Below are 5,959 nucleotides of genomic sequence, written 5' to 3' on the forward strand. Positions count from 1 at the left end.
GCCGCTGGATCAGGAACTCGACTTCCTTGCCCGCGGTCATCATCAGGTCGGCGAGCTCGTCGACGATCACGACGATCTGCGGCAGCACCTCATATTCGAGCTTCTCTTCCTCGTAGATCGGCTGGCCGGTCTCCGCGTCGTACCCGGTCTGCACCTTGCGGCCGAGCGGCTGGCCCTTGGCCTTGGCCGCGCGCACCTTGTCGTTGAACGATCCCAGCCCGCGCACGCCCACCGACGCCATCATGCGATAGCGCTCCTCCATCTGCTCGACCGCCCATTTCAGCGCGCGGATCGCCTTCGGCGGATCGGTCACCACCGGCGACAGCAGGTGGGGGATATCGTCGTAGATGCTCAGTTCCAGCATCTTCGGGTCGATCATGATCATCCGGCACTGCGTCGGCGTCAGCCGGTAGAGCAGCGACAGGATCATGCAGTTGAGCCCGACCGACTTGCCCGATCCGGTGGTGCCGGCGACGAGCAGATGCGGCATCGGCGCGAGATCGGCGATCACCGGGTCGCCCGCGATGTTCTTGCCGAGGATGATCGGCAGCTGCGCTGACTGATCCTCGAAGCTCTGCGAGCCGACGAGTTCGTGGAGCGCCACGGTCTCGCGCTTGGCATTGGGCAGCTCGATGCCGATCACGGTGCGGCCGGGAATGGTTGCGACGCGGGCGGAGATCGCGGACATGTTGCGCGCGATGTCGTCGGCGAGCGCGATCACCCGGCTGGCCTTGATGCCGGCGGCGGGTTCGAGTTCGTACATCGTCACCACCGGGCCGGGGCGGACCTCGATGATCGATCCCTTCACGTGGAAATCGTCGAGCACGTTTTCGAGCAGGCGGGCGTTGCGTTCCAGCGCGGCCTTGTCGATCGCGCCCTTGGGCGTCGGCGGCGGGGGTGCGAGCAGGTCGATCGACGGCAGCTTATAGGCGTGACCGAGATCGAGCTGCGCCTGTTTCGGGCGCGGCTTGGCGGCGGACGGCGCAAGCGAGCGGTCCGCGATCACCGGGGCGGGCCGTGGATCGGGAGCGGCGACCGCGCGCGGGGGGACTGCCTTGCGATCGAGCGTCAGCGGCTCGTCGTCGGTCTCGTCATGCTCGTCATCGGCGTCAGCCAGGGCGCCGGCATAGGCGATCCGCGGCACCCGGCGGCGGCGCCAGCGACGATCGCCGAGATCGATCTCGAGGCTCTTCGCCCAGATCACGATGCCTGAGACCATCGCCACTAGCCCGATCGCGCGCATGCCCCAGGTCGAGACCGAAGGGTTGTCGGCAAAGGCGAGTGCCCACGCGGCGATGTGCGACAGCGACAGGCCGATCAACCCACCCCAGCCGGCGGGCAGCGCGAGCACCGATGTCGCCGAGACGAAGGACAACGCGGTCGCCATCAGCGCGACTCCGATCGCGGCGTTTCGCAGCATCCGCAACCAGCGCCCGGCGGGCTGCGCGCGCCACAGCCGCACCGCGACGATCGGCGCGACCGGCAGCAACAGCGCGACCGCGGGACCGAACAGCGTCAGCGCGATGTCCGCGAACCACGCACCGGGCAGCCCCGCGAGATTTTGCGCGGCGCCTCCTGACGCGGTGTTGAGCGCGGGATCGCTGGCGCGGTAGGTCGCCAATGCCAGCGCCATCAGCAAGGTCGCGACGAACAGCGCGATCGAGCCGAACAGGGCGCTGCTGCGGACCGCGCCAGCCTTCACGGTCTCACGCAACAACCCCGGCTGCGCACGCGTCGCCATCGCTCCAACCCCCAATGTCCGAAATGCGCGCAATTCATCGGCCGCACACGCCACGACGTCAAGCCAGCGGCGTTGGCACGATCGGTTTGCGGGGATAGAGAGTCCTTATGGACACAGAAGTCATCATCCTCGGCGGCGGCCTCGTCGGCGCGACGCAGGCCCTGGCGCTCGCCGCGCACGGGCTGACCTCGATCGTGGTCGATCCCGCGGATCCCGCGGTGACGCTGGCACCGGGCTTCGACGGCCGAGCATCGGCGGTCGCGAGCGCGAGCGGGCGGATGCTCGACGCGATCGGGGTCGGGGAGCGGATCAGGGGGCTGGGCTGCCCGATCCGGCAGATCCGGGTCAGCGACGGGTTGGAACCGGGCGCGCTCGATTTCGTGCCCGATGCCGGCGACGGTGCGCTGGGCGTAATGTACGAGAACAAGCTGCTGCGTCGGGCGCTGTTCGACGCCGCGACGGAGGCGCCATTGGTCGATCTGCGGATGCGGACCAGCGCCGCCGACATCGTTCGGGATGCGGCAGGGGTGACCGCAACCCTGAGCGACGGTGCGGTCGTCCGGGCGCCGCTGCTGATCGCGGCGGAGGGGCGCAACTCGCCTACCCGCGTCGCCGCGGGGATCAGCGTCGCGCAATGGCGCTACGATCATGCTGCGATCATCGGCGCATTCCATCACGAGCGCGCGCATGAGGGGATCGCGTTCGAGATCTTCTATCCCGCGGGGCCGTTCGCGCTGCTGCCGCTGCCCGACGACGAGATCGGTCATCGGTCGGCGATCGTGTGGACGGTGACCGCAAAGGACGCGGCGGGGATGCTGAAGCTCGGCGATCGCGGCTTCCTGGCAGAAGCGACGAAGCGGATGGGCGGGTTCCTCGGCGAATTGTCGGCGGCGTCGCCGCGCGCGAGCTATCCGCTCGGCTTCCATCATGCCGCGCGGATCACCGCGGAGCGATTGGCGCTGGTCGGCGATGCTGGGCACGGCATTCACCCGATCGCGGGGCAGGGGCTGAACCTCGGCTTTCGCGACGTGGCGACGCTGGCGGAGGTGCTGGTCGACGGCAAGCGGCTGGGGCTCGATCTTGGCGACGCTGCCTTGCTGGCGCGATATCAGCGGTGGCGTGGGCTCGATACGTTCATGGTTGCGGCGGCGACCGACGGGCTGGCGCGGCTGTTCGGCATTCCGGGCAAGGCGGCGAGCGCGGTACGGCGGTTCGGGATAAGCGCGGTGAATGCGGTGCCGCCGCTGAAGGACCGGTTCATGGCCGAAGCGCGGGGCGAGAGCGGCGATCTGCCCAAGCTGCTGCAGGGCCTGCCGGTGTGAGCAAGATGACTCCCGAGCGGCGTGGCGTCGCGCAGGGCATGGCGGCGGGGCTGCTGGTCGCGATCGTGGCGCTCGCGATCGGGCTCAATACCGGCGCGATCGGCGCGCCGACGGAGACGCTGGGCGCGGCGGTGGCGATCCTGGGGCTGTGGGTGGCGGCGACGGTCGGCAACGTCGCGCGGCTGCGGTTCTTCGATTCCGCCGCGATGGGTGCGGCGGTCGGCGGTGACGATCCGCCGGCGATCCGGATCGCGCGCGCGGTGTCGCAGAACACGGTCGAGCAGGCGGTGATCGCGGGCTTCGCCTATGCGGCACTGACCTATGTCGCGAGCAGCGCGGGGACGATCGCGCTGCTGGTGGGGTGTTTCTCGGTCGGCCGGGTGTTGTTCTGGGCCGGTTACCCACGCGGCGCGGCAGCACGCGCGTTCGGCTTCGCGCTGACCTTCTATCCGAGCGTGCTGGCGCTGCTGGTCGTGCTGGTGCGGCTGGTGATGGCGCGATTGGGGTAGGGGCAGAAACCTCCCTAGCCGTCACCCCGGACTCGATCCGGGGTCCCGCTTCCTGCGCGATCAGCGGCTTCCATTCGGGCAAATGAGCGGGACCCCGGATCAAGTCCGGGGTGACGGGGGGGCGAGCGCCCGGCCCCCCCGCTACCTTACAGCTTCCCGGTGAGTTCCGGTACGATCTTGAACAGGTCGCCGACCAGGCCAATGTCCGCGACCTGGAAGATCGGGGCGTCCTCGTCCTTGTTGATCGCGATGATCGTCTTGCTGTCCTTCATCCCCGCGAGATGCTGGATCGCGCCGGAGATGCCGACCGCGACATAGACTTCGGGTGCGACGATCTTGCCGGTCTGCCCGACCTGATAGTCGTTGGGGGCATAGCCCGCATCGACCGCGGCGCGGCTGGCGCCGACGCCGGCGCCGAGCTTGTCGGCGAGCGGATCGATCAGCGCGTGGAACTGATCGCCCGAGCCGAGCGCGCGCCCGCCCGAGACGATGATCTTCGCGCTGGTCAGCTCCGGACGCTCGGACTTGGCGATCTCGGCGCTGGTGAAGGTCGACAGGCCCTTGTCGCCGGTCGATGCGACCGCCTCGATCTGGCCCGATCCGCCGTCGGTCGCCGCCTTGGCGAAGGCGGTGCCGCGAACGGTGATCACCTTCTTGGCGTCCGAGGACTGGACCGTCGCGATCGCGTTGCCGGCGTAGATCGGACGGGTGAAGGTATCCTCGCTTTCGACCGACAGGATGTCGCTGATCTGCATGACGTCGAGCAGCGCGGCGACGCGCGGCGCGATGTTCTTGCCGGTCGAGGTCGACGGCACCACGAACGCGTCGTGATGACCCATCAGCTCGGCGACCAGCGGCGCGACGTTCTCAGCGAGCGCGTGCGCGAACGCGTCGTCGTCGGCGACGTGGACCTTGCCAACACCCGCGATCGCGGCTGCCGCGGTGGCGACGGCGTCGACGCCCTTGCCGGCGACCAGCAGGTGGACCTCGCCCAGCTGCGAAGCGGCGGTGACCGCCGACAACGTGGCATCCTTGACGGCCGCGCCGTCATGCTCGACCCAGACCAACGTCTTCACTTCGCGACTCCCATTGCCTTCAGCTTGCCGACGAGTTCGTCGACATCGGCGACCTTCACGCCCGCGGTCCGCTTGGCGGGTTCGACCACCTTCAGCGTGGTGAGCCGCGGGGTGACGTCGACGCCGTAATCGGCGGGCGTTTTCTGCGCCAACGGCTTCGACTTCGCCTTCATGATGTTCGGCAGCGACGCATAGCGCGGCTCGTTGAGGCGGAGATCGGTGGTGACGATCGCGGGTAGCTTCAGCGCATCGGTCTCGGCGCCGCCGTCGATCTCGCGCGTGACGTTGATCGTGCTGCCGTCGATCTCGACCTTCGACGCGGCGGTGCCCTGTGCCCAGCCGAGTAGGCCGGCGAGCATTTGCCCGGTCTGGTTGTTGTCGTCGTCGATCGCCTGCTTGCCGAGGATGATCAGGTCGGGGCTCTCCTCCGCGACGATCTTGGCGAGGATCTTGGCGACGCCGAGCGGCTCGACCTTCGTTTCGGACACCACGAGGATCGCGCGATCAGCGCCCATCGCGAGCGCGGTGCGCAGCGTTTCCTGCGCCTTCTGCTCGCCGATCGAGACGACGACGATCTCGGTGACGCCCCCACCACGAGCGGGGTCTTTCAGCCGGATCGCCTCTTCGACCGCGATCTCGTCGAAGGGGTTCATGCTCATCTTGACGTTGGCGAGGTCGACCCCCGTCCCGTCTGCCTTCACCCGGGGCTTCACGTTATAGTCAAGCACGCGCTTGACCGGGACCAGCACCTTCATCAGCTTCCTTTCCCGTATCCAAACTTCCTGGGGAGGGGTCCGGACACTTGTTCGTCATCCCTCAAGATACCAGGACGATCGCCGCGAACGCGCGGTCGACCGTCCCGATCGGGATGCGGCCGTGCTCAGGCGGCCTTTTGTACTTCGGCGACGATCTTCTTCGCCGCATCGCCGAGATCGTTAGCAGCAACGATGGCGAGCCCGGAATTGGACAAAATGTCCTTGCCGAGATCGACGTTGGTACCTTCCAGACGAACCACCAGCGGGACCGAAAGGTTCACTTCCTTCGCCGCGGCGACGATGCCCTCGGCGATGATGTCGCAGCGCATGATTCCGCCGAAGATGTTGACGAGGATGCCCTTAACCGCGGGATCGCCGAGGATGATCTTGAACGCCGCGGTGACCTTTTCCTTGTTGGCACCACCGCCGACGTCGAGAAAGTTCGCGGGGAACATGCCGTTGAGCTTGATGATGTCCATCGTCGCCATCGCGAGCCCGGCACCGTTGACCATGCAGCCGATGTCGCCGTCGAGCTTGATATAGGCGAGGTCGTACT

The 5,959-nt window shown here is 67.9% G+C and carries 5 protein-coding genes and 1 pseudogene; 2 read left to right on the plus strand and 4 right to left on the minus strand.

Going from position 1 to position 5,959, the window contains the following annotated elements; all coding sequences use genetic code 11:
* A partial coding sequence (locus tag ACFE77_RS15815) for a DNA translocase FtsK 4TM domain-containing protein (protein ID WP_375422607.1) occupies window positions 1–1,741 on the minus strand: 1,741 nt, incomplete at its 3' end.
* Window positions 1,742–1,848: 107 nt separating this feature from the next.
* Here ACFE77_RS15815 and ACFE77_RS15820 point away from each other — a divergent pair.
* Window positions 1,849–3,063, plus strand: coding sequence for a UbiH/UbiF/VisC/COQ6 family ubiquinone biosynthesis hydroxylase (locus ACFE77_RS15820; protein WP_375422608.1), 1,215 nt, complete (start codon window positions 1,849–1,851; stop codon window positions 3,061–3,063).
* 5 nt (window positions 3,064–3,068) lie between these two features.
* Window positions 3,069–3,572 carry an MAPEG family protein gene (locus ACFE77_RS15825; RefSeq protein WP_375422611.1) on the plus strand — a complete coding sequence of 168 codons (504 nt, stop codon included), beginning with the start codon at window positions 3,069–3,071 and terminating at the stop codon, window positions 3,570–3,572.
* A gap of 146 nt (window positions 3,573–3,718) precedes the next feature.
* On the opposite strand, the gene ACFE77_RS15830 is transcribed toward ACFE77_RS15825, so the two are convergent.
* From ACFE77_RS15830 to sucC, 3 genes and pseudogenes are all read right to left on the minus strand, one after another.
* Window positions 3,719–4,648, minus strand: a complete 930-nt coding sequence (locus ACFE77_RS15830; RefSeq protein ID WP_375422609.1) for an electron transfer flavoprotein subunit alpha/FixB family protein — start codon at window positions 4,646–4,648, stop codon at window positions 3,719–3,721.
* Window positions 4,645–5,403: an electron transfer flavoprotein subunit beta/FixA family protein gene (locus tag ACFE77_RS15835; protein WP_375422610.1), complete on the minus strand. Its 759-nt coding sequence runs from the start codon at window positions 5,401–5,403 to the stop codon at window positions 4,645–4,647. The genes ACFE77_RS15830 and ACFE77_RS15835 overlap by 4 nt, the downstream gene beginning before the upstream one ends.
* Before the next feature lie 125 nt (window positions 5,404–5,528).
* Window positions 5,529–5,959: pseudogene (sucC, locus tag ACFE77_RS15840) on the minus strand (succinate--CoA ligase subunit beta); the annotation flags it as partial.

It is taken from the genome of uncultured Sphingomonas sp., from assembly GCF_964243315.1.
Lineage (GTDB): Bacteria > Pseudomonadota > Alphaproteobacteria > Sphingomonadales > Sphingomonadaceae > Sphingomonas.